Annotated in this window: 25 protein-coding genes and 2 tRNA genes; 11 read left to right on the forward strand and 16 right to left on the reverse strand. The window is 68.7% G+C overall.

The genetic code is table 11. The annotated features are described in order from the left end of the window. The first annotated feature begins 73 nt into the window (after window positions 1–73). The 3 genes from EI982_RS17165 (at window position 74) to EI982_RS17175 (ending at window position 2,482) form a co-directional block, all read left to right on the forward strand. Window positions 74–478, forward strand: coding sequence for a MoaD/ThiS family protein (locus EI982_RS17165; protein ID WP_157690850.1), 405 nt, complete (start codon window positions 74–76; stop codon window positions 476–478). Between the two features lie 164 nt (window positions 479–642). Further along, on the forward strand, window positions 643–1,758 hold the full coding sequence (nirK, locus tag EI982_RS17170) for a copper-containing nitrite reductase (RefSeq protein ID WP_157690851.1): 1,116 nt from the start codon (window positions 643–645) through the stop codon (window positions 1,756–1,758). Window positions 1,759–1,840: 82 nt separating this feature from the next. Further along, a complete protein-coding gene (locus tag EI982_RS17175; RefSeq protein WP_157690852.1) occupies window positions 1,841–2,482 on the forward strand; it encodes a helix-turn-helix domain-containing protein in 642 nt (213 codons plus the stop codon). Here EI982_RS17175 and EI982_RS19050 read toward each other — a convergent pair. The 4 genes from EI982_RS19050 to EI982_RS17195 all read right to left on the reverse strand — a co-directional run bounded on the left by EI982_RS19050 (window position 2,479) and on the right by EI982_RS17195 (window position 5,356). Beyond that, window positions 2,479–3,225 (reverse strand): halocyanin domain-containing protein, encoded by a 747-nt coding sequence (locus tag EI982_RS19050; protein WP_157690853.1) that lies wholly within the window; start codon window positions 3,223–3,225, stop codon window positions 2,479–2,481. The two genes, EI982_RS17175 and EI982_RS19050, sit on opposite strands and share 4 nt — an antisense overlap. Window positions 3,226–3,315: 90 nt before the next feature. Next, complete coding sequence (gene purF / locus EI982_RS17185) at window positions 3,316–4,758, reverse strand: amidophosphoribosyltransferase (RefSeq protein ID WP_157691270.1); 1,443 nt, start codon at window positions 4,756–4,758, stop codon at window positions 3,316–3,318. 194 nt (window positions 4,759–4,952) lie between these two features. Further along, entirely contained in the window at window positions 4,953–5,126 is a 174-nt protein-coding gene (locus EI982_RS17190; RefSeq protein ID WP_049936239.1) for a 50S ribosomal protein L37e, read from the reverse strand. After that, window positions 5,123–5,356 carry an LSM domain-containing protein gene (locus EI982_RS17195; RefSeq protein ID WP_157690854.1) on the reverse strand — a complete coding sequence of 78 codons (234 nt, stop codon included), beginning with the start codon at window positions 5,354–5,356 and terminating at the stop codon, window positions 5,123–5,125. The genes EI982_RS17190 and EI982_RS17195 overlap by 4 nt, the downstream gene beginning before the upstream one ends. Before the next feature lie 150 nt (window positions 5,357–5,506). On the opposite strand from EI982_RS17195, the gene EI982_RS18560 reads away from it, so the two are divergent. Further along, on the forward strand, window positions 5,507–5,665 hold the full coding sequence (locus tag EI982_RS18560) for a DUF7563 family protein (RefSeq protein ID WP_199243682.1): 159 nt from the start codon (window positions 5,507–5,509) through the stop codon (window positions 5,663–5,665). Between the two features lie 7 nt (window positions 5,666–5,672). Here the strand turns inward: EI982_RS18560 and EI982_RS17200 are convergent. From EI982_RS17200 to EI982_RS17210, 3 genes are all read right to left on the reverse strand, one after another. Further along, window positions 5,673–5,792: transfer RNA gene (locus EI982_RS17200), tRNA-OTHER, on the reverse strand. A gap of 49 nt (window positions 5,793–5,841) precedes the next feature. After that, window positions 5,842–7,539 carry a sensor histidine kinase gene (locus tag EI982_RS17205; protein ID WP_157690855.1) on the reverse strand — a complete coding sequence of 566 codons (1,698 nt, stop codon included), beginning with the start codon at window positions 7,537–7,539 and terminating at the stop codon, window positions 5,842–5,844. Between the two features lie 45 nt (window positions 7,540–7,584). Then, window positions 7,585–9,813, reverse strand: a complete 2,229-nt coding sequence (locus EI982_RS17210) for a CDC48 family AAA ATPase (protein WP_157690856.1) — start codon at window positions 9,811–9,813, stop codon at window positions 7,585–7,587. A 185-nt stretch (window positions 9,814–9,998) separates the two neighbouring features. Between EI982_RS17210 and larC the strand changes: the two genes are divergently transcribed. Beyond that, window positions 9,999–11,453: a nickel pincer cofactor biosynthesis protein LarC gene (gene larC, locus EI982_RS17215; RefSeq protein WP_157690857.1), complete on the forward strand. Its 1,455-nt coding sequence runs from the start codon at window positions 9,999–10,001 to the stop codon at window positions 11,451–11,453. 37 nt (window positions 11,454–11,490) lie between these two features. Continuing rightward, window positions 11,491–11,898, forward strand: coding sequence for a RidA family protein (locus EI982_RS17220; RefSeq protein ID WP_157690858.1), 408 nt, complete (start codon window positions 11,491–11,493; stop codon window positions 11,896–11,898). Here EI982_RS17220 and EI982_RS17225 read toward each other — a convergent pair. Then, window positions 11,895–12,623 carry a hypothetical protein gene (locus tag EI982_RS17225; protein ID WP_157690859.1) on the reverse strand — a complete coding sequence of 243 codons (729 nt, stop codon included), beginning with the start codon at window positions 12,621–12,623 and terminating at the stop codon, window positions 11,895–11,897. The two genes, EI982_RS17220 and EI982_RS17225, sit on opposite strands and share 4 nt — an antisense overlap. A gap of 94 nt (window positions 12,624–12,717) precedes the next feature. On the opposite strand from EI982_RS17225, the gene radB reads away from it, so the two are divergent. Next, window positions 12,718–13,428 (forward strand): DNA repair and recombination protein RadB, encoded by a 711-nt coding sequence (gene radB / locus EI982_RS17230; protein ID WP_199243683.1) that lies wholly within the window; start codon window positions 12,718–12,720, stop codon window positions 13,426–13,428. Here the strand turns inward: radB and EI982_RS17235 are convergent. From EI982_RS17235 to EI982_RS17255, 5 genes are all read right to left on the reverse strand, one after another. After that, window positions 13,423–14,571 carry a CBS domain-containing protein gene (locus tag EI982_RS17235; RefSeq protein WP_157690861.1) on the reverse strand — a complete coding sequence of 383 codons (1,149 nt, stop codon included), beginning with the start codon at window positions 14,569–14,571 and terminating at the stop codon, window positions 13,423–13,425. The two genes, radB and EI982_RS17235, sit on opposite strands and share 6 nt — an antisense overlap. Window positions 14,572–15,037: 466 nt before the next feature. Continuing rightward, window positions 15,038–15,112, reverse strand: a tRNA-Val gene (locus EI982_RS17240). Between the two features lie 42 nt (window positions 15,113–15,154). Further along, window positions 15,155–15,412 carry a DUF7553 family protein gene (locus tag EI982_RS17245; protein ID WP_157690862.1) on the reverse strand — a complete coding sequence of 86 codons (258 nt, stop codon included), beginning with the start codon at window positions 15,410–15,412 and terminating at the stop codon, window positions 15,155–15,157. A gap of 84 nt (window positions 15,413–15,496) precedes the next feature. After that, on the reverse strand, window positions 15,497–16,030 hold the full coding sequence (locus tag EI982_RS17250) for a cob(I)yrinic acid a,c-diamide adenosyltransferase (RefSeq protein ID WP_157690863.1): 534 nt from the start codon (window positions 16,028–16,030) through the stop codon (window positions 15,497–15,499). After that, on the reverse strand, window positions 16,027–16,266 hold the full coding sequence (locus EI982_RS17255; protein WP_157690864.1) for a glutaredoxin family protein: 240 nt from the start codon (window positions 16,264–16,266) through the stop codon (window positions 16,027–16,029). The genes EI982_RS17250 and EI982_RS17255 overlap by 4 nt, the downstream gene beginning before the upstream one ends. A gap of 249 nt (window positions 16,267–16,515) precedes the next feature. On the opposite strand from EI982_RS17255, the gene EI982_RS17260 reads away from it, so the two are divergent. Next, window positions 16,516–17,487, forward strand: coding sequence for a transcription initiation factor IIB (locus EI982_RS17260; protein ID WP_157690865.1), 972 nt, complete (start codon window positions 16,516–16,518; stop codon window positions 17,485–17,487). Here the strand turns inward: EI982_RS17260 and EI982_RS17265 are convergent, their stop codons facing one another. Beyond that, complete coding sequence (locus EI982_RS17265) at window positions 17,488–18,039, reverse strand: hypothetical protein (protein ID WP_157690866.1); 552 nt, start codon at window positions 18,037–18,039, stop codon at window positions 17,488–17,490. A gap of 85 nt (window positions 18,040–18,124) precedes the next feature. Here EI982_RS17265 and EI982_RS17270 point away from each other — a divergent pair, with 85 nt between their 5' ends. The 3 genes from EI982_RS17270 to EI982_RS17280 are packed head-to-tail and all read left to right on the forward strand — an operon-like array spanning window position 18,125 to window position 21,942. Next, window positions 18,125–18,619, forward strand: a complete 495-nt coding sequence (locus EI982_RS17270; protein WP_157690867.1) for a hypothetical protein — start codon at window positions 18,125–18,127, stop codon at window positions 18,617–18,619. Beyond that, window positions 18,616–19,227 (forward strand): hypothetical protein, encoded by a 612-nt coding sequence (locus EI982_RS17275; protein ID WP_157690868.1) that lies wholly within the window; start codon window positions 18,616–18,618, stop codon window positions 19,225–19,227. Before EI982_RS17270 ends, EI982_RS17275 begins: the two co-directional genes overlap by 4 nt. 39 nt (window positions 19,228–19,266) lie before the next feature. Further along, a complete protein-coding gene (locus EI982_RS17280) occupies window positions 19,267–21,942 on the forward strand; it encodes an AAA domain-containing protein (protein WP_157690869.1) in 2,676 nt (891 codons plus the stop codon). Between the two features lie 14 nt (window positions 21,943–21,956). On the opposite strand, the gene EI982_RS17285 is transcribed toward EI982_RS17280, so the two are convergent. Together EI982_RS17285 and EI982_RS17290 are read right to left on the reverse strand one after the other, a co-directional pair. Next, window positions 21,957–23,690: a sensor histidine kinase gene (locus tag EI982_RS17285; RefSeq protein ID WP_157690870.1), complete on the reverse strand. Its 1,734-nt coding sequence runs from the start codon at window positions 23,688–23,690 to the stop codon at window positions 21,957–21,959. 176 nt (window positions 23,691–23,866) lie between these two features. Beyond that, a complete protein-coding gene (locus EI982_RS17290) occupies window positions 23,867–26,629 on the reverse strand; it encodes an ATP-dependent helicase (protein ID WP_157690871.1) in 2,763 nt (920 codons plus the stop codon). Between the last annotated feature and the right edge of the window lie 83 nt (window positions 26,630–26,712).

Genomic DNA, 26,712 nt, shown 5'->3' on the forward strand with positions numbered 1-26,712 from the left:
GACGACGACACGGAGACGATCGAACATGTTCGGACACAGCTTTTCGGGTGATACTCACGTATGTGTAGTCGTCATGAGTACGACTACCGATTCCGAGGGCCGGACGGATCCACGAACGACGACGGTGGCGCTCCACGCGACCGGACACGTCCGCGACGCGATGGACCAGCCCCACCAGGAGTTCACGTTCGAGGGGCATACCCTCCGGGACCTGCTGGAGAAACTGTTCGACGAACAGCCCGGGCTCGCGGAGATGCTCGTCGCGGAGACGGAGGCCGAGGCGACGACCGACGGGTGGGCGAAACCCCCGGAGAACCTCCCGGGCACGTGGCACAAGAATCCCGAGGGCGAACAGACGAAACCCTACGCGCGTGTGCTGGTCAACGGGAAGTTCAACGAGGTCCTCGACGGGTTCGACACGAAAATCGAGGACGAGGACCGCGTGAGCCTGGTCTACCCGTTCATCTTCTGCTGTTGACTGCGCGGCGTTGCCGCGTCACCGTCGGAGCGACCGTTCGTCGCCCGTCCGCCGGCCCTTTTATGCACCCGGCCGAACCGGTTCGGTCGCGGACCCACCCGTCAGGAATCGACTGACCGGTTGATACGGGTTGCTCCCGATGATCCAAACAGAGGTGACACCCGATGTTCGAAACCACCCGTCGACGGGCGCTCCAGGCGCTCGGTATCGGCGGCGCGGCGACAGTTGCAGGGTGCAGCGCCGAGGCTCCGAGAGCCTCTGAAGCCGAGACGCAGCGACAACAGGTCGAACAGACGTCGACGCCGACTACCGACCAGGTGGCTGCCGATCCCACCGACATCCCGGGTCCGATCGATCGGGACGAGCCGACGACGCACGAGGTTACGCTGACCGCCGAGGAGGTGACCGCCGAGATCGAACCCGGCGTCACCTTCGACTTCATGACGTTCGACGGGGAGATTCCGGGCCCGATGATCCGGGTCCGGCAGGGGGACACCGTCGACCTGACCTTCGAGAGTCCTTCGGGTAACGCGCTGCCACACAACGTTGACCTCCACGCCGTCTACGGTACCGGCGGCGGGGCGGTGGCGACCACCGCCGCACCCGGCGAGGAGAACGCCATGCGGTTCCGGGCCGACTACCCCGGCGCGTTCATCTACCACTGTGCCGTGCCGAACCTCGACATGCACATCAGTGCCGGGATGTTCGGCATGATCCTCGTCGAACCGGAGGGGGGACTCCCCGAGGTGGACCGCGAGCTCTACTTCGGCCAGCACGAGGTGTACACCGACGGCGAGGTCGGACAGGAGGGCAAGCACAGCTTCGACATGGCCGCGATGCGGAACGAGAACCCGACCTACGTCCTCCTGAACGGCGAGAAGTACGCGTGGGCGGCCGCCAACCGCGGCCCGATCGAGGTCCAGCAGGGCGAACGGGTGCGCGTGTTCATGGTCGACGGCGGCCCGAACTACTCCAGCAACTTCCACCCGATCGGCAACGTCTGGAAGCGGGCCTACCGCGACGGTGGCATCCCCGAGGACGGTGACTTCGAGGCGTACGCCGACAAGAACATCCAGACGGTGAAGGTGCCGCCCGGAAGCTGTATGATCGGCGAGATGGACACGCCCGTCCCCGAGCGGATCAAGCTCGTCGACCACGCGCTCAGTCGCGTCGCCCGCCGGGGGATGCTCGCGGAGGTCGACGTGGTCGGCGAGGAGAACGAGGACATCTACGACCCCGACGCCCACGGCACCAGCCACGAAGGGGCACAGTACGCCTGACATCCTTGTGGTCGGTGTCGATCCGTTCGCCGTTCCGGCGCGTCGAGACCGACTTATACCCGTCGCGGACAACCGTACTGTCATGCCCACGGCACGGCTCGCGGTGACACTTCCGGAGGACGTCTGGATCGCCGATCTCTCGTCGCGCCATCCCGAGGCGACCTTCCGCGTACTCGCCGCGCTCCCCGACGACGACGACACGGGCGTCGGGCTGGTCGAGATCACGGCCCCCGACATGGAGGCCGTCCTCTCGCAGCTCGATGCGGTCTCCGGCGTCCGGGTCTTCGAACTGCTCCACCGTGGGGACGACCGGGCGCTGATCCAGTTCGAGACCGACGAACCCCTCCTGTTGCTCTCGATCCGTAACTCCCGGACGCCGTTCGAGCCGCCGATCACCATCGTCGACGGCGTCGCCGACCTCGAACTCACGGCCTCGCGGGACCGACTGTCGTCGCTCGCCGACCAGCTTCGTACCTTCGGCCTCGAGTTCGACGTGCGGTCGGTCCGCACCTCGATGGACCCCGAGTCGGTCGTCACCGACCGCCAGCGCGACCTGCTCGAGACGGCGGTCGAACGCGGCTACTACCACACGCCGCGGACCTGTACGCTGACCGAGCTGGCCGATCACCTCGATATCGCCAAGTCGACCGCCAGCGAACGGCTCCACCGCGCCGAGGGCGCGATCATCCGCGCGTTCGTCGCCGACGCGAGCGTCGTCGACTAGTCCTCGTGGCTCGGCTCCCCGTGTTCGGCGCTCGCGTCGTCGGAGCGAGAGCCGCCGGCATCCCGGAGCATCAGGATCAGCCCGAAGACGATGGGCGAGAGGAACGCGGCGACGAGCGACCCGCCGATCGCCAGGGACATCACCTGACTGGCCGCGCTGCCGCCGTCACCGCCGCTCCCGCTCCCCTCACTACCGCTGTTACCGCCGCCACCGCCGTCGCCACCGCCGCCACCGCCGTCGCCGCCACCGCCGCTGATGACCTCCGCGCCGGTGTCGACGTCGCCGACGACGACGACGCCCTTCATGCCGAGCGCCCGGTGGGGCGTACAGAAGTACTTGACGACGCCTTCGGAGTCGAAGGTCTGTTCGAAAGTGAAGCCGGCTTCGGCGGAGAGCTCGCTCTCGAAGTCGCCGCCCTCCTCCGCGACGACGTTGTGCTGTCCGCCCTGGCCGGTCCACTCCCAGACGACGGTGGTCCCGGTGTCGACCTGGATGGCCGCCGGACCGAACCCGAACGCGCCGTTGTTGGCCTCGACGCCCACCTCGACGGTCACCTCGCCCGACCCCGTTTGGTCGACGACGCCCTCGTAGTTGCTCACGTCACTCATCCATCCGTCGAACGGGCCTGACTGGCCCGCGGCGGTCCCGGTCGCTCCCACACCGAGTAGCCCGGCACCCACGGCCCCGGCGCTCGCCTGCAACAGCCGCCGCCGTCCCAGCCGAGCGTCGCGTTCCTCGCTCATGGTCGCCTCCTCCTACACACGACCCCTTCAAAAATATTGCCGGTTTCGGGCCCGATCCGCGGGGTTTTCGGTCAGTTCGGTGACGGGAGTTCAGTCGTCCGCCGGCGCGGACTCGCCACCGACGGCCGGCCGGGAGACGTCGCGGTCGGTCCGCTCGCCCTCGATGTCGTACGGATACTCCCCGGTCACACAGCCCAGACAGAGGTCGCCTTTCGCCCGACCCAGGACGTCGGCGATGGCGTCGATGGAGAGATAGGAGAGGCTGTCGGCGCCGATGATCTCCCTGATGTCGTCGACGCTCTTGTCCGCCGCGATGAGTTCGTCCCGGCTCGCCATGTCGATCCCCATATAGCAGGGGGCGACGATCGGTGGGGCACCGATCCTGACGTGGACCTCCTCGGCCCCGGCGTCGCGGATGAGGTCGACCAACTGGGTCGAGGTGGTGCCACGGACGATGCTGTCGTCGATGATGGTGACGGTCTTGCCCTCGACCGTGCTCCGGATCGGGTTGAGTTTCAGCCGAACGGCGCGTTCGCGCTCGTCCTGTGTCGGCATGATGAACGTCCGGCCGACGTAGCGGTTCTTCATCAGTCCCTCGGCGAACTCCACGTCGCCGCCGTCGTCGCCCGCGGCCTCGGCGTAGCCGGAGGCGAAGGAGCGCCCGGAGTCCGGCACCGGCATCACCACGTCCGTATCGATGCCGCTCTCCGCCCAGAGTTCGCGCCCGAGGTCACGCCGCACGTCGTAGACGAGGTCGTCGTCGATGACCGAGTCCGGGCGGGCGAAGTAGACGTGTTCGAAAAAGCAGTGGGCCGTGTCGTCGCGGTCGACGAGTTGATACGAGTCGAATCCGGAGCCGTCCGGTTCGAGGACGATCAGTTCCCCGGGAGCCACGTCGCGGACGAGTTCACCGTCCAGCGTGTCGATGGCCGCCGACTCCGAGGCCAACACGTAGCCGTCGTCGAGTTTCCCGATACAGAGCGGGCGATTCCCCTCCGGATCGCGGACCCCGAGGACGGCGTCGTCGTGCATGATCGTCAGGGCGTAGGAGCCGTGGATGCGGCCCATGGTTCGCTTGACCGCCCGCACGAGGTCCTCCTCCAGCAGGTTGCGCGCGAGGTCGTGGGCGATCACCTCGGTGTCGCCGTCGGAGGTGAAGGCGTGGCCGAGCGCCTCGAGGTCCGAGCGGATCTCCGCGGCGTTGACGAGGTTGCCGTTGTGTGCGAGGCCGAGCGATCCGGACTTGAAGGAGACGGAGAACGGCTGAGCGCAGGAGGCGTTGACGCCGCCGGACGTCGGGTACCGAACGTGACCGATCCCGGCGGTCCCGTTCAACTGGTCCAGGTCGTCGGCGCCGAAGGCGTCGCCCACCAGTCCCATCTCCACGTGACTGTGTTGTTGGAACCCGTCGTGGGTCACTATGCCGGCCGACTCCTGCCCCCGGTGCTGGAGTGCGTACAGCGAGTAATACAGGGGCCGAGCGGCGTCGCGGTCGGCGAGGGAAACGCCCACGACGCCACACTTCTCGGTCATCCCGTCCGGGGTACGGTGATCCCGCCCGTGTGCCATGAGCGTGGGTAGTGTGCCGCGGGGTAAAAAGGCACGCTATTGGGTACGTTTTCGCCTCGACCCCGAGCGGCGATAGGCCGTATCAGCGCCGCTATCCCTGCTGAACGGCGATCGTGAGGAGAGACGAAAAACGGAGCGTCGGCCCGCTCGGAGCCGGGTTACTCGCCGGCCTTGCTCTGCCACTCGTAGTCGCGTCGCTTCGCCGACTTGCCGAAGCCACACGACGAACAGACCTTCTTCCGGACGTGGTAGGATTTCTCACCGCAACGTCGACATTTGACGTGGGTCGTCTTGTTCTTCTTGCCCTGGCTCGGCGTTCCTGCTCCGGTCATGTACTTATCGTCACGACGTTGTCGCCGCGTATAATGGTTGTGTTGTCCACCTGCTCGACGTTCGGATCGTCGAGGGCGCCCTCGACGATCTCGTCGCCAGGTTCGAGCACGACGTTCATATGCTGGTCGTACCCGCCGAGAAGGCCGTGGAACGCACGGCCGTCCTTGAGATACACCGTCACGTCCTCGTCGAGCGAGGCCTCCAGCACGTCGAGGGGTCGTCCGCCCATGCCATCAAAAGCGGGTGGTCGGAATAATAAACGTACCGAAGGTCGGGCGCCGTCGCTGCCGTTCGCTTCCCGTCGGAACGGACCGGACGACGCCCGGTGATCGCCGATCCCCCAAGACTTATGTCAAATCTGACGTGATTTTCCGGCGGTATGCCCGAGTGCCAGAACTGTGGAGCCTTCGTCACTCGCGATTACGCCCGGGTGTTCACGCCGAACAGCGTCGAGGAACCGCGCGTGTGTCCCCGCTGTGAGGACATGGTCCGTGACGGCGCCGACGTTCGCGACGCTCGCTCACCCCGCAACTCCTAACCCGAAGTGGAAGGGGCGGGAGTCGAACCACGCGAAGCCACGCGCCGACCGGGGTCGGTCGACAGCCCCGCCGGCCACCCTCGTCGGGCGGACGACGGCGTGCGCTCTACCACTGAGCCACCCTTCCACGCTGGCGTACGCCGACGAATCACTAATACGCACCGGCCCGTGGGCCGCTACGCCGACGCCGCCCCGCCGTCGGTACCGGACGGCAACGTGAGGGTGATGACACTCCCGTCGGCGTCGCTTTCCCCGAACGACACCTCGCCGCCCGCGGCGGTGACGGTCCAGTGGACCAGCCAGAGGCCGAGTCCGCTCCCGTGTTCGAGGGGCGTCTCGCTGCCCCGGCGCAACACCGCCCGCTCGTCGTCGGGGATGCCCGGCCCGTTGTCGGCCACCCGGATTCGCGTGTGTTCGCCGTCGTCCTCGACGACCAACCGGACCCACGGCCGTTCGGCGTCGTTGTGTTCGACGGCGTTCTGGAGCAGGTTCTCGACGGCGATGACGAGGAGTTTCGCGCTCGGCACGACCGCCGTCGCCGTCGACGGGAGGTCCGCCTCCACGGCGACCTGGGGATGACTCTCCCGCAGGCGGTTCAGCAACGGTTCGAGGTGATCACGCAGGACGACCCGTTCGGTGGTCTCGCCGACGTCGTCGGCCGTCTCGACCAGCAGTCGGACCTGCGATCCCAGTTCGACCAGGTCCACGGCCGTCGTGGTGATCCGTTCGCCGGCGGCGGCGACCTCCGGGTCGTCACGTTCCCGGAGTTCCTCGGCCCACCCGATGATGACGTTCATCCGGTTGCGGAGGTTGTGTCGCAACACCCGGTTGGCGACCTTCAAGCGCTTCTCGTACCGGTGACGATCCGTCACGTTCCGGTAGCGGAGGACGTAGCCAACCACCCGGTCGTGGTGGTCCGACAGGGTCGAGCAGGTCACGTCGTAGACGCGTTGCTGCTGGCCGACGACCGCCGTCAGGGTCGTCCCGTCGAGGGCGGTAAGCGTCGCGCCGTCGCTTCCAGCCGGAAGGTGCTCTCGGAGCGGACGTCCCTCGATCGGATCGTCGAGCAGCCGTGCCGCGCTCGGATTGAACGTGACGATCCGTTCGTCCTCGTCGAGGACGACGAACCCGTCGTCGGCGTCCGCGACGATCTTCCGTCTCGCGACGGGGACGCGTTCCAGCAGGTCGAATCGGAACAGCGCCAGCGCGAAACAGGGCCCCGTGATCACGAACGCGAACGGCGTGAAATCGACCGGCGGCAACGACGTCCATCGCAGTCCGAGCGAGAACGCCGCGTTCGCCACCAGCGGCGGGATCGCCCCCACCACCAAGAGTCCCGCTTGCGCGCGATACAGCGTCGACCGGAGCGCCGCGACCGCGAGCAGACCGAACCCGATCGGCGTCACGACGTAGGTGTACGCGATGTGGAGCAGATACCCCGGCCCGAACGCGATGTCGAGCGCTTGGAGCGTGCCGTAGGAGACGAGCGATGCGTCGTGCCAGACGAGGCCGTGTGACGGGTTCGTGAGCGTCAGCAGGCCGAAGACCGCCGAATCGAGGAGCATGATCGCCCGGACCGGACGGGTGAGCCAGGCGTCGCGGTTGGTGTACTGGACCGCAAAGAGAAACCAGAGCGTCGGCACCGGTCCCCCGATGGCGAGGGCGACGCGCTGCCAGGCGAGCTGTGCGTCGAGAGTCGTGAATCCGAGTTGAATCCCGTAGACGAGCGCCCACGCGCCGAGCGCCGTGATGAGACCGATAAACGCCTTGGCCCCGGGCTCCGTTCGGTGTTGCCACCCTGCCGCGGCGACGACGAACAACAGCGCCGCCGCCGCGATGCCGACGACGGAGTACAGCGTCGGATCCCACACCACGTCCCGAGGCAGGACTGACGGGGAGATAAACCTGCCGTGGCGGCGTTACTGGAAGCCGATGCGACCGCCGCTGCCGCGCTCGGCGAAGCTCTCGCCGCCGCCGCCCTTGAACTGCTCTTCGATCTGCTCGTAGTAGTCCATGATCTCGTCGGTGATCGTCGGGCGGACGTTCTCCATGGCCTGCCGGAAGTGGCGCATCTCCACGTCCTCGGCCTCGTCGTCCTCGCGGAGCGCGACCATGGCCGCCTCGCGGGCGATGCTCTCCAGGTCGGAGCCGACGTAGCCGTCGGTGATCTCCGCGATCTCGCGCAGGCTCACGTCGGGAGCCAGCGGCGAGTCCTGCGTGTGGATCTTCAGGATCTGCTCGCGACCCTCCTGTTCGGGTTCGCCGATGAACACGAGGCGGTCGAACCGCCCCGAGCGGAGGAGCGCGGGGTCGATCATGTCGGGCCGGTTGGTCGCGCCGATGACCATCACGTTGCCCATCTCCTCCAGCCCGTCGAGTTCCGTCAGGAGCTGGTTGACCACGCGCTCGGAGACGTTGTTGCCGACCTCGTTCCCGCGCGAGGGGGCCAGCGAGTCGAGTTCGTCGAAGAAGATGACCGTCGGCGACACCTGCCGGGCCTTCCGGAAGGTCTGCCGGATCGCCTTCTCGCTTTCCCCGACCCACTTCGAGAGGAGTTGCGGGCCGCGCACGCTGATGAAGTTGGCGTTGGTCTCGTTGGCGACGGCCTTCGCCATCAGGGTCTTCCCCGTCCCCGGCGGGCCGTACAGGAGGACGCCCTTCGGGGGTTCGATCCCCATGCGGTCGAACTTCTCCGGCGAGGAGAGCGGCCACTCGACGGCCTCCTTGACGTTCTGTTTTGGCTCTTCCAGCCCGCCCACGTCGTCCCACGTGATCTTCGGGAGTTCGACCAGCACCTCCCGCATCGCCGAGGGTTCGACCTCGTTGAGCGCGCCGCCGAAGTCGTCGTCCTTGACGATCATCCGGTCGATGAGGCTCGGCGGGATGTCCTCCTCGTCGAGATCGATCTCGGGGAGGTAGCGCCGGAGCGCCTTCATCGCCGCCTCCTTGGTGAGGCTCTCGATGTCGGCGCCGACGAAGCCGTGGGTCTCGTCGGCGAGGTGATCGAGGCTCACGTCGTCCGAGAGCGGCATCCCGCGGGTGTGGATCTGGAGGATCTCCTTCCTCCCTTCCTCGTCGGGGACGCCGATCTCGATCTCGCGGTCGAACCGGCCCGGGCGGCGGAGCGCGGGGTCGACGCTGTCGACGCGGTTGGTCGCCGCGATGACGATGACCTGCCCTCTGGTTTCGAGGCCGTCCATCATCGTCAGCAACTGCGCCACCACGCGGCGTTCGACCTCGCCGGTCACGTCCTCCCGTTTCGGCGCGATGGAGTCGAGTTCGTCGATGAAGATGATCGACGGCGACTCGTCTTTGGCGTCCTCGAAGATCTCGCGCAACTGCTGTTCGGACTCGCCGTAGTACTTCGAGATGATCTCCGGGCCCGCGATGGAGAAGAAACTCGCGGACGTCTCGTTGGCGACGGCCTTGGCGAGGAGGGTCTTCCCCGTCCCCGGCGGGCCGTGGAGGAGAACGCCCTGCGGGGGTTCGATCCCCAACTTCTTGAAGATCTGCGGGTGTTTCATCGGGAGTTCGACCATCTCCCGGACCCGCTGGATCTCGTTTTGCAGGCCGCCAATGTCCTCGTAGGTGATGCCGCCGCCGGTCTTCTCGAACCCCGAGATCGGTTCCTCCCGCAGTTCGACCTCGGTGTCCTCGGTGACCAGACAGACGCCGTCGGGCTCCGTCTCGACGGCGATCAGCGGGATGGCCTGTCCCGGCGAGCGCATGAACGGGTGGTTCGTACTCGACATGACGGGCACGATGTCGCGTTCGACCACCGGGCGCTTGAGGATCTGGCGTTTCACCATGCCGGCGGCGTCGGAGCCGAACTGGACGCTCGCCTCCTCCGGCGGCGCGAGGACGAGTTTCTCGGCTTTCGTCGCCTCCGCTTTGCGGATGGTGACACGCTCGCCGATCCCAACGTCCGCGTTCTGTCGCGTGAACCCGTCGATGCGGACGGTGTCCGTGTTCCAGTCCTGTCTGTCGGCACGCCACACCTTCGCCGCCGTCGTCTCGGCCCCCTCGATCTCGATGATGTCACCTGGCGACAGCTTCAGGTGGAGCAAGGTGTCGGGGTCCAGTCTGGCGATGCCGCGTCCCGAGTCGTTCGGGTACGCTTTCGCCACTTCGAGTTGCACTTCGTTCATGATGTACCCGCGAGGATGGTCGTGACTGGGCGATGATGCGGGATAAGTTTGTTGTTACCCGGGGTTTCGGGGTCCGATTTCGCCGTGGACTGTGACATACCGTAGCATACGACGGGGCGGTACAAACCCCTGCCGGTCCGACGGCGGTCGCAAGCCGTTTGCCCGTCGAACCCGACCGAGGGGGTATGCACACGCTCGCGTTCGACGGCCGCATGGGGGCGAGCGGCGACATGCTCCTCGGAGCCCTGGTCGCCGCCGGCGCCGATCCGGCCGTCCTCGACCCCGTCGAGGCGGCGCTGGACGTCCGATACCACGTGGGGTCGACGACGAAAGCCCGCATCGACGCGACGACCGTCGACGTGATCCTCGACGACGCCGAGGCCGACGATCCGGCTCGGAAGCGGCGTCCGGAGCACGACCCGGAGCGTGGCCACGACCAGAGCCACGACCACGACCACAGTCACGACCAGAGCCACGACCACGACCACAGTCACGACCAGAGCCACGACCACGACCACAGTCACGACCAGAGCCACGACCACGACCACAGTCACGACCAGAGCCACGACCACGACCACAGTCACGACCAGAGCCACGACCACGACCACAGTCACGACCACGACCATACCCACACGCATGCCGAGGGCGCCGGCCCCGACCGCACCTATCCCGAGGTCGTCGCTCTCGTCGAGGGCATGGATCTCCCCGCCGCCGTCGAGCGGAACGCCCTCGCGGTCTTCCGTCGCCTGGGCGAGGCGGAGGCGGCGGTCCACGGTACCGACCTCGATACCACCCACTTCCACGAGGTCGGCGCCGACGACGCCATCGCGGACGTGGTGGGTGTCTGCCTCCTCGTCGCCGACCTCGACGTCGAGCGGATCGTGACGACGCCCGTCGCGGTCGGCGGGGGGACCGTCACGATGAGTCACGGCACCTACCCGGTCCCGGCGCCCGCGGTGACGGAGGTGGTCGCCGACGCCGACTGGTCGATCCGCGGTGGTCCCGTCGACCGCGAACTCCTCACGCCGACCGGGGCGGCCATCCTCGCGGAACTCGCCGACGGCGCCGACCGACTCCCCGACCTCGCCGTCGACACGGTCGGCTACGGCGCCGGCGACGCGGACGTTCCCGACCGCCCGAACGTACTCCGGGCGCTCGTCGGCGACGGCGGCGGCGGGCTGCGTCGGGAGTCGATCACGGTCCTCGAAACCAACCTCGACGACGCCACGCCGGAGGTCCTCGGGGCGCTGCAGGAGACGCTCGCCGAGGCGGGGGCCCGCGACGTGTCGATCCTGCCCGCGACGATGAAGAAATCGCGACCGGGTCACCTCGTCAAGGTGGTCGTCGACCCCGCGGACGCCGAGCGGGTGGCGCGCCGTCTCGCCGAGGAGACGGGGACGCTCGGCGTCCGGGAGGGGAGCGCCGGGCACCGCTGGGTCGCCGACCGGCTCTTCGAGACGGCGACGCTCGACGTCGACGGCGAGGACTACGACGTGGCGGTGAAGGTCGCGACCGATGCCGACGGGACGGTCTACGACGTGAGCGCGGAGTACGACGACGCGCTCGCGGTCGCCCGTGCGACGGACCTGCCGGTCCGCACCGTGTTGCAACGGGCCGAGGCGGCGATCCGGGACCGGTAGGCGACACCGTTTCGAGGCTCCGCGTCGAGCGCCCGACATGGAGCGAGAACGCGTCTCCTCGGGTACAGAGTGGGAATCGGCGGTCGGCTACTCGCGGGCGGTCCGCGCCGGCGACGAGATCCACGTCTCGGGGACCACGGCGACCGACGACGACGGCGCGGTGGTCGGTCCCGGCGATCCCTACGCACAGACCCGTCGCGCGATCGAGAACGTCGACACGGCGCTCGCGGCACTCGACGCCTCGCTGTCCGACGTGGTGCGGACCCGGCTGTTCGTGACCGACATCGACGACTGGGAGGCCATCGGTCGCGCCCACGCCGAGGCGTTCGACGAGAGCGAGGAACGACGTTCCTCGGGAGGGCGGCCGGCCACGACGATGGTGCAGGTCGAGCGGTTGATCGACCCCGAGATGCTGATCGAGGTGGAGGCGACGGCGCGCGTCTAGTCGCGGTGCTCGTCCAGCGCCTCCTCGACGGTGAGGTCGCCGACGGCGACCCGGCGGGCGAGCGCGTCGTCGATGGTCCGGTCGTCAGTCGAAACGCGCCGCGAGCGGTCCTTGATCCGCTGGAGTTCGCCGGCGGTGGGTTCGATCTCCCGCGAGTCGACCCGTTCGCCCTCCAGACGGGCGATGTTGACCGCGGCGAGGACGTCGCCCATCCCCCGAGTGCCGGTTCCGAGGTAGGGGGTCGTCCCCGTCTCGTCGACGAGTTCCACGGTCACGTCGTCGAGGTCGTCGACGAGTCGGGCCCCCTGGATGCGGGCGCCGTCGCCGATCCGGACCAGCGGGTCGACCGCGTCCGCGACCTCCCGGCGGATCGTCTCGACGGCGTCGGCGAGGGGGACGTGAAAGGCCGCGACGACCGTCTCGCCGGCGAGGACAGCGACTCCCGGCCGGGTGCCGGGATCGACCCCGACGACGGTCCGGCCTTCGCCGCCACGCAGGAGTGCGAGTGCCTCGTCGACGGCGCGTCTGGCCTCGTCGGCCGTCGCGGTGACGCGGTCCACGTCGGCGTCACCGTCGATGTGGTCGTCCGGCGCCGTGACGACGACCGACGTCCCCTCGGGCAGGTCGTCGTCCGGTTCGACCGTGGTGAACGCCACGCCGCGCTCCCGGAGGAGGTCGACGACCTCGTGGTACAGCTCGAAGTCCGCGGTGGCGACGACGATCACGACCTCCCTTCGACGCCGCGGCGGTAAAACGTATCGCGGTCGAGCGACGACCGCGGTGTCGAGGGTTTATGACCCGGAACGACCGATGAGGTGTGTGTCCGAGTCAGAGCCAGCGCCAGTGTCGACCGGCTGTGCCCCGCTCGACGACCTTCTGGGCGGCGGCTTCGAACGCGGTACCGTCACCCAACTGTACGGTTCGCCGGCCGCCGGCAAGACGAACGTCGCGCTCTCCGCGGCCGTCCAGGTCGCCGCCGAGGGGGGGACCGCGGTGTACATCGACACCGAGGGGCTCTCGGTCGAACGGTTCGGACAGCTCGCGACGGGGGTTCTCGGTGACGACGGGGACCTGGAGGCGGTTACCTCCCGCATCGTCGTCACCGAGGCTCACGACTTCGCCGAACAGGAAGAGGCCGTCCGCGACGCCGCCGACTTCGCCTCCCGGGCGGAGCTGATCGTCCTCGACAGCGCCACGGGCTTCTATCGGCTCGAACGCCGCGACGGCGACGAGGGCGAGACGCTCAGACGAGTGGGGCGGCAGGTGACCCACCTCTTGTCGCTCGCGCGGAAACACGACCTCGCGGTCGTCGTCACCAACCAGGTGTTCACCGATCCCGACGCCGACCGGACGCGAGCGCTCGGCGGGAACACGCTCAACCACTGGACGGGGACGGTCGTCCGCCTGGATCGGTTCCGCGGCGGCAACCGGCGAGCCACGCTGGAGAAACACCGGTCGAAGCCCGCCGGCGAGACGGTCACCTTCCGCATCACCGGCGACGGCCTGGCCGCGGGCGAGGAGAGCCTATAGTTCGCCGAGTTTCCGGAGCAGTTGCCCGCGGTACTGCTCGTCGGCCCGAAGTCCCTTCAGTTCGAGGACGTTTCGCTCGAGCGTGTCGGCCGCGACGTGGAAGGCGTGATCGGCGCCGTACCCCTCGCCGGAGCCGGCGACCTGCCCGTGGTTGGTCCGCAGGCGGATCTGACACTGGATCAGGGGCGTTCCACGGAGCTTCTCCTTGTGCTCGTGGAAGCGCACGTGGGCGTGGTGGACCTGCATCTTCTGGTACTTGTCCGCCACGTCGGTGATGCCCTCGACGATCTCCTCGCGGGCGATGGTGTCGAGCAGGGCCACGTTGGTGATCTGGACGTCCATCTGTCCTTCCTCGGTGAAGGTGAGCGCGCGGAGCACGTCGGTCTTGGTGAGCACGCCGGCCACCGTCCCGTCGTCGGCCTCGGTCGGCGTGACCACCAGACCGGACACGTCGTTGTCGAGCATCGTCCGCACGGCGTCCTCGACGGTCTCGTCGGCGGTCGTCGTCAGGACGGGGCTGGTCATCAGGTCGTAGACGGGCAGATCGAGCATCCGATCGAGGTCGCCCCGGCGGTCGCCGCGACCCTGCCGGTCGGCGTCACGGACGACGAAGTCGACGATGTCGTGGGTGGTCAACACGCCGGCGAGCGACCCGTCATCGTCGTCGACGACGGGCAGTCGCGAGACGCCGTGCTCGCGCAGTCGGTTGATCGCCTGTCCGACGTGGGCCTTCTCGCCGATGGTGATCACGTCGTCGGTCTGGATCTGTTCGACGGTCAGCGCGTCGAGGCTGTCGAGAACCGCCTCCAGGATGGCGTCGGCGGTGACGATCCCCCAGAGCTTCTCGCCCTCGTAGACGGGGGCGACCTTGGTTCCCCCCTCGACGAGGACCCGGGCGACCTCGCGGACGTCCTCCGTGCGGTCGACCCGCGGGGCGGACTTCATCAGCACGTCGGCCTTGGTGTCGTCTTCGATCCGCGATCGAACCAAGTCGCGTTCGCCGATGACGCCGGCGTACTCGCCGTCCCGAGTGACGATGAGCCCCTTGGGGTTCTCGCGTTCGAAGATGGAACGGACCTTCCCCAAGCGCTCGCCCGCGTCGACTTCGATGTATTCGGGAGTCGCAATATCGGAGATATCCATAGCTACACGTGAACCGCCCGGTGGCTTGAAAGTTGTTTCTTGCGCGTGCCGGCGTGGAACCGCGGTTGTCACCGGTAGCTCGGTACGATGCAGGGGAAGTGGGTTGGGGCGGATTCGAACCGCGAGGACTCGCTTCGCTCGTCCTCTGGGACCGAATCCGCCGACCACTTCGACGACGAACGGACTCCTCGCTTCGCTCGTCGTCGTTGCGTCGGCAGAAGTGGGTTGGGGCGGATTCGAACGCTGGCGGACTCCCGCCGGTCGTCCGCTGCCTCCCGCCTCGCTCCGCTCGGCGGGAACGCCGGCCTGTTCCATCCCTCCTTCAGGAACGTCAGGAAAACGAGTGGGTTGGGGCGGATTCGAACCGCGAGGACTCGCTTCGCTCGTCCTCTGGGACCGAATCCGCCGACCACTTCGACGACGAACGGACTCCTCGCTTCGCTCGTCGTCGTTGCGTCGGCAGAAGTGGGTTGGGGCGGATTCGAACCGCCGGCCTGCTCCGTGTGAAGGAGCCGTCATAACCGGGCTAGACCACCAACCCGCGCAGTACGTCGGTACCGGCGACGCCGACTTAAGGATTGTCTTACTCGCCCGAGCGGTACCGACGGATGCGCTCGCGGGCGTCCTCGATGGCCGTCTTCGCCTCGCCCTCGGCCCGGGATTCCAGTTCCTGCAGGTCGTCCTGTAGCTTCTCCAGGCGCGACGGTTCCGGCTCCTTCTCCTCCCCGGTGAGCTCCCGGAATCGCTCCTCCAGCGGATCGAGTTCCTCGATGACGCCTTCCTTCGCGTGCTCGCCGGCGCGGCCGATGTAGTACAGTGCGTCTTCGAAGTGTTTGTTCATATGTGACCAGACGTGGACGACAAATATAGCTCTTGTGGGGGATGACCGGCCGTCGGCACGGGGGCGCGGTGGTGTGTCGCCCGTTCAGTACGTCGGGCGGTCCTCGCGGACGCCGTCGCGGGCGTTGACGAGGCGACCGAACGTAAACAGCGCGTCGGAGAGCCGGTTCAGGTAGGCGACGGCGACGGGGTTCACCGGGTCGGCGTCGGCCAGGTCGACCGCCCGCCGTTCGGCCCGCCTGACGACCGTTCGGGCGTGATGGAGGGCGGCGCCGGCCTCGCTCCCGCCGGGGAGGACGAACGACTGCAGCGGATCGAGTTCCGCCTCGGCCTCGTCGATCCACGCCTCCAGTTCCTCGACGTGGGCCTCGTCGACGGCGGGGTCGTCGTCGTCCGGGTCGGGGTTCGCGAAGTCCGCTTGGACGATGTGGAGGTGGTTCTGGATCCGTTCGAGCCGGTCGTCGACGTCGTCGTACCCCGACGGTCGGATCGTCCCGATGAGGGCGTTCGCCTCGTCGACGGTGCCGTAGGCCTCGATCCGGGAACTCGTCTTCGAGACGCGGGACATGTCCCGCAGGTCGGTCATGCCCTCGTCGCCGCGGCCGGTGTAGACCGTCATGCCAGGGTTCGCTCGACGTACTGCAGGATGTTGTCGCTCTCGGCCATCGTGACGCCGTGGTCGTCGTCGACGAGGACCGGGACGCCTCGCTGGCCGCTGACTCGCTTTACCTCGTTTCGTTCCGAGTGGAGCGCCTCGACCCAGACGGTGTCGTAGGTGACGTCGTGTGCCGCGAGCGCGTCGTGGATCTTCTCACAGTACGGGCAGCCGTCGAGCGCGTACAGCGTGATCGACATACCGCGGGTTCGGTCGCTGCGGTCAAGTAGCTTGGCCCACGTGACGAGCGAAATAGATATATACGTCGCCGGCGCGTCCGTGTGCCTCACTCACACGGCAAAATACCCGTGTAAGACCGTTAACGACCCGAATTCGGGCGTTTCGGGGCCAAAACGTTTATAACTGTCACGACCGTACCTTTGGTTAAGGACCCACCCGCCGTTCGTCTCTTCGCTTCTCTCTCGGTACGGGGGCATCCGACACCAACCATGAGCGAAACAACGACATACAGTACCACGGACGCGGCCGAGCGAGAACAGGAACGAACGGACGAGCGGACGGCCCCGAACTGCCCCGAGTGTAGCGGCTCCCTCGTGACCGACGAGGAACACGGCGAGACCGTGTGTGCCGACTGTGGGCTCGTCGTCGAGGAGGACGAGATCGACCACGGCCCCGAGTGGCGCGCCTTCGACTCCAGCGAGCGCGACTCCAAGTCCCGCGTGGGTGCCCCGACGACCCAGATGATGCACGACAAGGGGCTGTCGACGAACATCGGCTGGCAGGACAAGGACGCCTACGGGCGGGCGCTCTCCTCGCGCCAGCGCGAGAAGATGCAGCGCCTGCGGACCTGGAACGAGCGGTTCCGCACCCGTGACTCGAAGGAGCGCAACCTCAAACAGGCCCTCGGCGAGATCGATCGCATGGCCTCGGCGCTCGGCCTGCCCGAGAACGTCCGCGAGACCGCGAGCGTCATCTACCGCCGCGCGCTGAGCGAGGACCTCCTGCCCGGCCGATCGATCGAGGGCGTCGCCACTGCGGCGCTCTACGCCGCCGCGCGCCAGGCCGGCACCCCACGAAGCCTCGACGAGATCGCCACCGTCTCCCGCGTCGAGAAGATGGAGCTGACCCGGACGTACCGCTACGTCGTCCGCGAACTCAAACTCGAGGTCAAACCCGCCGACCCCGAGCAGTACGTCCCGCGCTTTGCCTCCGATCTCGACCTCTCGGAGGAGGTGAGCCGACAGGCCCGCGAACTGCTCCGCTCCTCGCGCGAGCGCGGCGTCCACAGCGGCAAGAGCCCGGTCGGCCTCGCGGCCGCCGCCGTCTACGCCGCCGCCCTCCTCACCAACGAGACGGTGACCCAGAGCGAGGTCAGCGAGGTGGCCAACATCAGCGAGGTCACCATCCGCAACCGGTACAAGGAGCTCCTCGAAGCCAAGGGCGCCGCCGACGCCGCGTAGTCACTGGAAGCCGCGGCCGACGCCGTCGTTTTCGATCAGATCATCGAGTTCCGCATCGAGCAGTTCCTCCGCCTCCTCGAACGTCTCCGAGAGTGCGTCCAGCGGCTCGGGGCGGTCCGCGAGGTCGAAGGACATCGGTCCGTAGGCCGGGCTGTCGACGGCGTCCATCACGTCCTCGAAGAAGTCCTCGGGCGTGGTCGGCGCCTCGGCGTGAACCCGTACCGTCTCGGCCAGCCGTCTGGCCGTCGACTCGGCCTCGTCCTCGTTCTCCGGCGGCGACTGGACCGCGAAGCGCCGGGGGCGGTCCTCGGTCGGGAAGTGAGCGGCGATGTCGTCGTCGAGCGACCGGGTGACCTTCGTGCCGACGCCCCGGACGTCGTACGGGTTCTTCGCGTACGTCTTCAGGTGGTAGACGCCGACGCCCGGATGGCCGAGATAGAGATCCTCGCCGACGCCGTCACGGCGCTGTCCGGCGACGGCACGCCACCCGTCCGGGTCGACGGTTCCTTCGCTCACGTCGTCGAGGATGTCCTGCCACTCTCTGACCCGCATGGGCCGCGGTTGACGAGCGATCCCCGAGAGTGTATCGGTCGCGGAGACGCCCACCTTCATAGGTCGCGGGACGCAAACTCGGGCAATGCCCGAAATCGAGATCACCTCGGAACAGGAGGAGCGTCTGCGCGCCCTCCAGGAGGAGATCGCGCGCGACGTGGTCGGCAAGTACGGCCACGTCCGGCCCCGCGACGCCGTCGAATATCTCCTCGATCGCTACGAGGACGACGAGGAGGCGGACCCCGCGAACGCGGCGGACGACGCCGACGGGGGCGACTCGGTCGACGGCACCGAGGCCGCGACGGCCCGTGTCGTCGACGACGACGACGGCGAGGCCGCGGACGGGACGACCGACGGCGACCCCACGACCGACGGCGACCCCACGACCGACGGCGACCCCACGACCGGCGGCGACGACGCCATGCTGAACGAGATGATGAGTCTGCTGGACACCCACGACGACAAGTGGGGCGAGTCCGACGGCGACGAGCGGTACGCGGTCGAACTGCCCGACGGGACGACCGAGCAGGTCCGGACCAAAGACGACGTGAAGGCGCTCCTGTTCAAACATTACCGATGACGGGGCTCCTCGATGGCCTCCGCGCGTGGCTCGGCTCCTTTTTCGGCGACGGGACTGATGGCGACGACGCGCCCCCGGATGACGAGGATCGGTTCGCGGGCGAGTCCCCCACCGTCGTCCACCGGGACGACCGACCGTTGGAGACGCCGTCGGATCTCGATCCATCGCCCCCCTCGGAGGGTGAAACGTCGTCGGGGACGGTTCCGAACGCTGCCACGACCGAGGACGGCGACGACACGTCGGGCGACGGCGAGGACGTCGAGCGCCCCGACCGGGTGTCCATCCCCGACGCCGAGTCGGTGGCCGGCGGGACCGATGCGCCGACGGCGGGCGAGCGAGCGGTCGACGTCGACGACCCGACCGGCGACCGCGAGATGGCGGACGACGACCCGACCGGCGACGTCGTCTGTGCAGTCTGCGGGACGGCCGTCGAGGACCCGACCGGGGCGTGCCCGCTGTGCGGGTCGACGGACGTGCGGTCGGCCGAAGCCGGGGACGGCCCGCCCGGGTCGCCGCGGGGGCGAACCACGGTCTCGGCGGCGGACGACGAGGCGGTCGACCGCCTCGGCGACGTCCGGAGCGGCGAGGGGGACGGCGACGGTGGGTGACCCGCAGGGTTTTTCGCCGGCGACCGCCCACCCCCGGTCGTGAACCTCCGCGGGACGATCATCGACGTCGGCGAGGTGCGAAGCGTCTCGACGCGACACGGCGAACGCGAACTCGTCGAGGCGACGATCCGTCCCGAGCGCATCGACGGCGAGGGGGCGGCGACGGCCGACGGATCGGTCACGGTGACGCTCTGGGGGAAGTGGACCCACACCGCCGAGCACGCGGGCGAGGGGATGGACCTCCTCGTGACCGAGGCCGAAGAGACGGAGTTCCGGGGCGAGCGGGGATACGCGACGACCGGCGACTCCTACGTCGTCCTCGAACCCGACTTCCTCGTGGACGTGACCGACGTGCGCTCGTGGGTGCAGTGTCCGCGGATGTACTACCTGAACAAGCTCTCGGGCGTGCCACTCGCCTACCCCGTCGTCAAGGGGACCATCGTCCACGAGGTGTTCGGCGACCTGTTGCGGGGCCGTGACCTCGACGCCGCCGTCGCGGACCACGTCGAAGCCGCGGGGCTGGAACTCGGGTTGCTGGGCCGCGAGGCCGAGGAGGTCCGCGACGAGGTGCGCCGGAACGCCGCCGCCATCGAGGGGTGGCTGGCACAGGGTACCCTCACCGACGAGGACGAGTGGCGCTCGGAGTACACGCTCATCAGTCCCACCTTCGGCATCAAGGGACGCGCCGACGCGCTCCGGCGCGGGATGCCGGTCGAACTCAAGACGGGGAAAAACACCAAGCGCGACCCGCGCTTTCACGACAAGATCCAGGCGGCGACGTACGCCCTCCTGCTCGGCGAGTCGGGCGACCCGCCGGACACGGGGACGCTCCTCTACACGAAAAATGCGGCCCTCGACCGGAGCGAGGCGAGCGGCGACCTCTCCCCGGCCAAGGAGTTCTCGGTCGGGCGCGGGTTGCTGGAGTTCGTCGTCCGGACGCGCAACGAGATCGCGGCCGCCGAGGCCGAGCGTCGCGTCCCTACGGGCTACGAGGCCGACGCCAAATGCGAGTGGTGCTTCGAGCAGGACACCTGCATGGTCGTCTCGGGGCGCCTCGATCAGGAGTCCAAGGCCGGACAGGTCGGCACCGCCATCCCCGAGGAGGAACGCGAGTACTTCGAGACGTTCTACCGGGCCATCGAGGACGAGCGCCGGGCGGTCCACGCGGAGTACCGGAAGCTGTGGGAACAGCGACCGGCCGAGCGGGCGGCGGCCGACCGCGCCCTGATCGACTTGGAGCCGCTCGACCGTCGGCAGCTCCCCGACGGCGACTGGGAACTCCGGGCACGGGTCCCCGACGGCGCCGTCTCGAAACTCCGCGAGGGCGACGTCGCCCTCGCCAGCGCGGGCGACCCCATCGACGGCGACGCCGAACTCGGGCGGATCGAGGAACTCGGCGACGAGGCGGTCGTCAGGGTAGACGAACCGCTCGACCTACGACGGCTCGACGTCTACCCCTCGGAGATTTCGGTCTCGCGCCAGCTGACGGCACTCCACGACGCGCTCCTGAAGGGCGACCCCGAGCGGAAGGACGTCCTGTTCGGCCGGCGGGACCCCACCTTCAACGAGGTGGCGGAGACGTTCGTCGACAACAACGATGCCCAGAACGACGCCGTCCGGCGGGCCGTCGGCGCCGAGGATTTCGCGCTCGTCCACGGCCCGCCGGGGACGGGCAAGACCTACACCATCGCCCACGTCGTCCGAGCGCTGGTCGAACGCGGCGAGCGGGTCCTCCTCTCGGCGTTTACGAACCGTGCCGTCGACAACGCCCTCGAAGCCCTCCGGGAACAGGGGTTCGAGGACGTGGCTCGGGTGGGCACGGCGACTGGCGTCCGCGAGGACATGCTCGACGTGCGCCTGGAGCGCCGGGGCGAGCCGAACGACCGGGCGGCCGCGCTCCGGTCGGCGCCCGTCGTCGCCGCCACCACCGCCACCTGTGGCTCCCGGGAGCTCCGCGAGGATTCCTTCGACGTCGCCGTCGTCGACGAGGCGTCGCAGTTGACGGAGCCGGGGACGCTCGCGGCCATCAACCTCGCGGACCGGTTCGTTCTCGTCGGCGACCACCAGCAACTCCCACCGGTCGTCCAGTCGGGCGACGAACGGCTCGCTACATCGCTGTTCGAGCGCCTCCACGACGCGCATCCCGACGCCGCGACCATGCTCGACAGACAGTACCGCATGAGCCAGCGCATCCAGGCCTTTGCCTCCCGGGAGTTCTACGACGGCGCGCTCCGTCCGGCGACCCCCGAGGTGGCCGGCGGGACGCTTTCCGACCTCCCGGGCGTCGACGGGGCGGCCCTCGGTCCGGAACTTCGGCGGGGCGTCCGATTTATCGACCCCGACGGTCGCCGCGAGGGCAACGCCAACCCCGTCGAGGCCGAGCGGGTGGCCGCCGTCGTCGCGGAGTACCTCGACGCCGGCGTCGACCCCGACGACGTGGTGGTGATCGCCCCCTTCCGCGCGCAGGTGGCGGAGATCAGCCGCCGGGTGGACGTGGCCGTCGACACCGTCGACCGCTTCCAGGGGTCGAGCGCCGAGGTGGTCGTCGTCTCCTTCGTCGCCACCGGCGACCTCGACGGCCCCATCTTCGAGGATACCCGGCGGGTGAACGTGGCGCTCACGCGGGCGAAGAAGTCGCTCGTCCTCGTCGGGGACGCCGGGGCGCTGGCGTCGGAGCCGTTCTACGCCCGGATGCTGGACTGGGCGCGGCGGTGACGACGACCCGAGACCTACGCCGCCTCGACGCCGGTTATTTCGAAGCGCGCCCCGCCCGCCGCGCTCTCGGCGGCGCGGACGGACCAACCGTGTGCCTCGGCGATCCGTTCGACGATGTGTAATCCGAGCCCGCTCCCCTCGTCCCCGGTCGAGTAGCCGCTCTCGAACACCCGCTCGTGCTCCGCCGCGTCGATCCCCGAGCCGTCGTCCGCCACGAAGAAGCCGTCCTCGACCGCACCGACCGTGACCGTGACGCCGTCGTCGTTGCCCGCTCCGTGTTCGACGCTATCGTCGGCCTCCGGCCGGCTGTCGGTCGACCCGTGTTCGACGCTGTTCCGCACGAGGTTCTCCAGCAGCTGCTGGAGGCGGGTCCGGTCGGCGACGACCGTCTGGTCCGTCTCGACGGAGAGAGTCGCGCCGTCGGTCTCGACGTTCCGCCAGCAGCGCCGGGCGACCGCCGGCAGGTCGACCGCCTCCGTCTCGTCGATGGAGCGCCCGCTCCGCGCCAGGGTCAGGAGGTCCTCGATCAGGGCCTCCATCCGCTCGTGCGATCGCAGCACTTCGTCGAGGTGGTCGCTGTCACACTCCTGACGGGCCAGCTCGGCGTGTCCCGCGCCGACGTTCAGCGGGTTTCTAAGGTCGTGAGAGACGACGCTCACGAACTCGTCGAGGTGCTCGTTCTGTCGTTCGAGTTCCCGCTCACGGTTCCTGCGCTCGGTCACGTCCTCGATCACTACCGTCCGACCGAGTCGGACCTCGCGATCGCCGAGGCGGCCCGCGTGCGACCGGGTGTGATACACCGGCGACTGCTTGATCCGGTAGTGGCGCTCCCTGCCGTCCCGCCGGAGCGTGATCTCCCGTTCGTCCTCGCCGGCACCGATCGCGTCCAGCAGCGGCGGATACGCGGAGAGTGCCGCCGTGACGGGGGTTCCGACGTCGTCGTCGTCGAGGTCGAGGAGGTCGCGCGCCCGTGGATTGGTATCGAGGACGCGGTCCTCCGTGTCCAGCGCGATGACGGGATCGGCCATGCCGTCGATGAGCGTCTTGCGGGCGACCTGTCTCGTTTCGAGTAGATCGACCCGAAACACGCCCCAGAGCGTGGCGAAACACCAGCCGACGATCCCGACGGTCGCGAGGTTGAACGCCGGATGGATCGGTGCGAGCGACTCCCAGAGGAAGAAGGCGATTCCGAGCAGAAAGCCCACGACGACGGCTGTGATCTGCTCGCGGTAGATCCCGTCCGCGTTCGCCAGTTCGACGGTCAACAGGGTGACGCTGGCGAGGATGATCGCCAGCGAGACGAGCGTATGCATCCAGAAGAGCGGGCCGTAGGTGGCGGTGAACACGCCCATGGCCGTCAGTTCGGGTGGGCCTCGAAGCAGGTCGTGTGCGGGATCGGTCAGCGAGACTGCTAGGATCACCACCACCACGCCGACCAGCGGCCCCGTGACCGCCGGCCGCAGGTACCGCTCGCGCCGCGTGAACTCGGCGGCGAGGTAGAACGACTCGACGGCGAGGGCGGCCGTCAGTGGATACTGGAGGCCCGTGACCAGCTCCCACAGCATCGGGTCGCCGACGGTCGACTCGACGACGCTCGTCGCCGCGTAGGCGACGCCCGTGACCGCCATCGCCAGCAGAGGAGTTCCCCCCGGCCTGTCGCGGTAGGTCCACGCCACGAACGCCACGACCGTCGCTGTCGCGCCGACGACGAGCTCCAGCAGCACGAACAGCGTGAGCGAGAGATCCATCTACCCGAGAGCGTGAGCCGACCTTACCATGACGACCGTCCTATGTCCCACATCGTGGCCCCCCGACCGTCCCCGGCGATAGCCGAATCACCGTTTCCGTCACCCGATCGTATTTGCCACACCGACAAATGTCCGTTGGTCGATCCGTCCGCCCGCCGGGCCGGTCAGTCGTGCCGTTACCCGTCGCCGTCCGCTCCGCGTGGCCCGTTACCGCCGGCGACATCGGCGTCGCTTCCCGCCGACCTCCCGTCGATATCCGCCAGCACCCGCTCGTGGAACTCCCGGAGCACCGCGTCCTCGTCCTCGGCGAGGACGGTGTCGGTGGCGGCGAGGGTCGCCAGGCCGAAGGCCCGCGGCGTGGGCGTCTCGACCGTCCGCTCGCTGATCTCGATTTTCCCCGACCGGATCCCCCGAAGCACGCGTTCGAGCCCCTCGACGTGGAGTTTGTCCTCCAGTAGCTCCCGGTCGGTCTCCTCGATCACCGCGAAGTCCTCCAGGTCGTCGGCCAGCGAGAGGAGCGTCTCGCTTTCGACCTGCTGGCGAGCCGCCGACTTCTCCGTCCCCTTGTACCGTTTCAGGATCATCAGCGAGCGCGTGGCGTCGATCCGGAAGTACCGCTTGCGGAGGTCGGTCCCCCGGAGGGCCGCCCGGAGTTCCGCCCGCACGTCGTCGGGGTCGAGTCCCCGGAGGAGGCCGGCGACGTCGATCCGGCGGTTCAGCGGCATCGAGAGGACGAAGCCGTTGTCGGCGACCGCGACGGTGACGTTCGCCGTCGCCTCGTTGGCACACTTCGCGGCCAGCAGCCGCGAGAGGCCGTCGTTGCACCGCCGCCCGTAGACGGCGTGGACGTAGTACCGGCGGCGGTAGGCCTCCCGGTCGCGTACCTCCTCGATGGCGAGGCGGGTCGGCGTCGAGACGCTCTCCGCGCCGGCGAAGGCGACCTGCTGGTCGTAGAGGCGGGTCAGCGCCCGCACCGCCCGTTCCGACAGGACGTCGCTCCGGAGCCAGTCCCGGGCCGCCGGCGGACCGCCCTCGCCGAGACGGTCGAGGAGGTCGCGCTGGAAGGCGAGGATCTCCCGCGCGAGGTCCGCCGAGAGCGGCAGGCGCTCGGAGTACCACGAGGGCACCGTCGGCCGGGCGGCGGTGCGGTCGACGTACACCTTCGAACCGCGACGGTAGCGGAACTCGAAGCGCTCGCCGCCGATGACGAACACGTCGCCCGGATCGAGGGTGTCGAGGTAGTCCTCGTCGAGTTGGCCGACCCACTCCTCGCCGCCGCGAACGAACACGTCACAGGCGAAGGAGTCGGGGATGGTCCCGACGTTCGTCAGGTAGATCATCCGCGCGAGGCGGCCCCGCTTGCCGATCAGTGGCTCGCCGACCGGGAACGACGGGTGGTGGTGCTCGCCGTCCGGCGGGTCGTTCCGGTCCCGCCAGACCTTCGCGTAGACGTTTCGCTCCTCCAGTCCCTCGTAATCGGCGGTGAGGTACCGAAAGAGCGTCTCGAAGTCGTCGCCGCCGAAGTTCCGGTAGGGGTAGGCTCGGCGGAGGATCGCCCGCACCTCGGACTCGGGGCGAACGCCGTTGATCGCCATCCCATAGACGTGCTGGGCGGCCACGTCGAAGGCGTTCTCGGGGACGAACACGCGGTCGACGAACCCGGATTCGGCCTTGCGGCCCATCACGGCACACTCGACCAGGTCGTCGCGGTCCAGGGCGACCACGCGCCCCTCGACGACCTGTCCCACTTGGTGGCCAGCCCGTCCGACCCGCTGGAGCAACGCCGCGACGGATTTCGGCGAGCCGACCTGCACTACCAGGTCGACGTGGGGCATGTCGATACCGAGTTCGAGGCTGGTGGAGGTGGTCACCACGTCGAGGTCGCCGGCCTTGAGCGCCGCCTCCACCGCGTCCCGGCGCTCGGCCGAGAGGCTCCCGTGGTGACAGCCGGAGTTCCCGTCGTCGTAGCCGTAGCGCTCGCGGAGCGCCTGCAGGACCCGCTCGGCACCCGAGCGGGTGTTCGTGAACACCAGCGTGTTGGTGTGGGAGTCGACCAGGTCGTGGAGGCGGTCGTAGAAGCGGTCGCGGACGACGTCGCCGGGCGTGGCGACCAGGTCGTCGACCGGGCAGTCGATCCGGAGGTCGAACTCGCGGGCGAAGCGGGCGTCGACCACCTCGCAGTCCCGGGCCGGGCCACCCGGTTCCGCCCGCCCGACGAGGAAGTCGGCGACGGTATCGAGGGGTTCGACCGTCGCCGAACAGCCGATCCGGGTCGGCGAGCCCTCGGTCAGGTCTGCCAGCCGTTCCAACGACACCGAGAGGTGCGTGCCGCGCTTGTTCGCGGCGAGCGCGTGAATCTCGTCGACGACGACGTACTCGACGGTCCGCAGTTTCTCGCGGAACTTCGGGGCGTTGAGCAGGATGGCGAGCGTCTCGGGGGTCGTGTTGAGGATGTGTGGCGTCTCCGCGAGCATCCGCCGGCGGGCGGCGTCGTCGGTGTCGCCGTGGCGGGTGGCCTGTCGCACTTCCGTCGACTCCCCCCGCGTCTCCAGTCGCTCCCGGATGCCGGCCAGCGGGTCAGCGAGGTTCCGCTGGACGTCGTTGGCGAGTGCTTTCAGCGGCGACACGTACAGACAGTACACCGTGTCGTCGAGGCCGTCGGCCCGCTCCCGGCGGAACAGTTCGTTGATGATCGCGATGAAGGAGGCGAGGGTCTTCCCGCTGCCCGTCGGGGCACAGACGAGCGCGTTCTCCCCCTCGTGGACGAGCGGGATGGCGCCCCGCTGTGGCGGCGTGAAGAAGCCGCCGTTCTCGGGGACGTACGCCCCGAACCGGTCGACCCACCAGTCGCGGACGGCGGGGTCGAGCAGTTCGAGGACGTCGACGTCGTCCGCCGCGGCGGCCAGTCGCTCGGGGACCTCCGCCTCGGGCCGATCCATCGGTCTTCCCTTGGTGCGGACGACCAAGTCGGTTGCGTCCGGACACGCAACCGACAATATAAGTCGCGGCTGGCGCTATGGTC

Origin of the sequence: Haloplanus salinarum, from assembly GCF_009762275.1 — an archaeon.
Taxonomy (GTDB): domain Archaea; phylum Halobacteriota; class Halobacteria; order Halobacteriales; family Haloferacaceae; genus Haloplanus; species Haloplanus salinarum.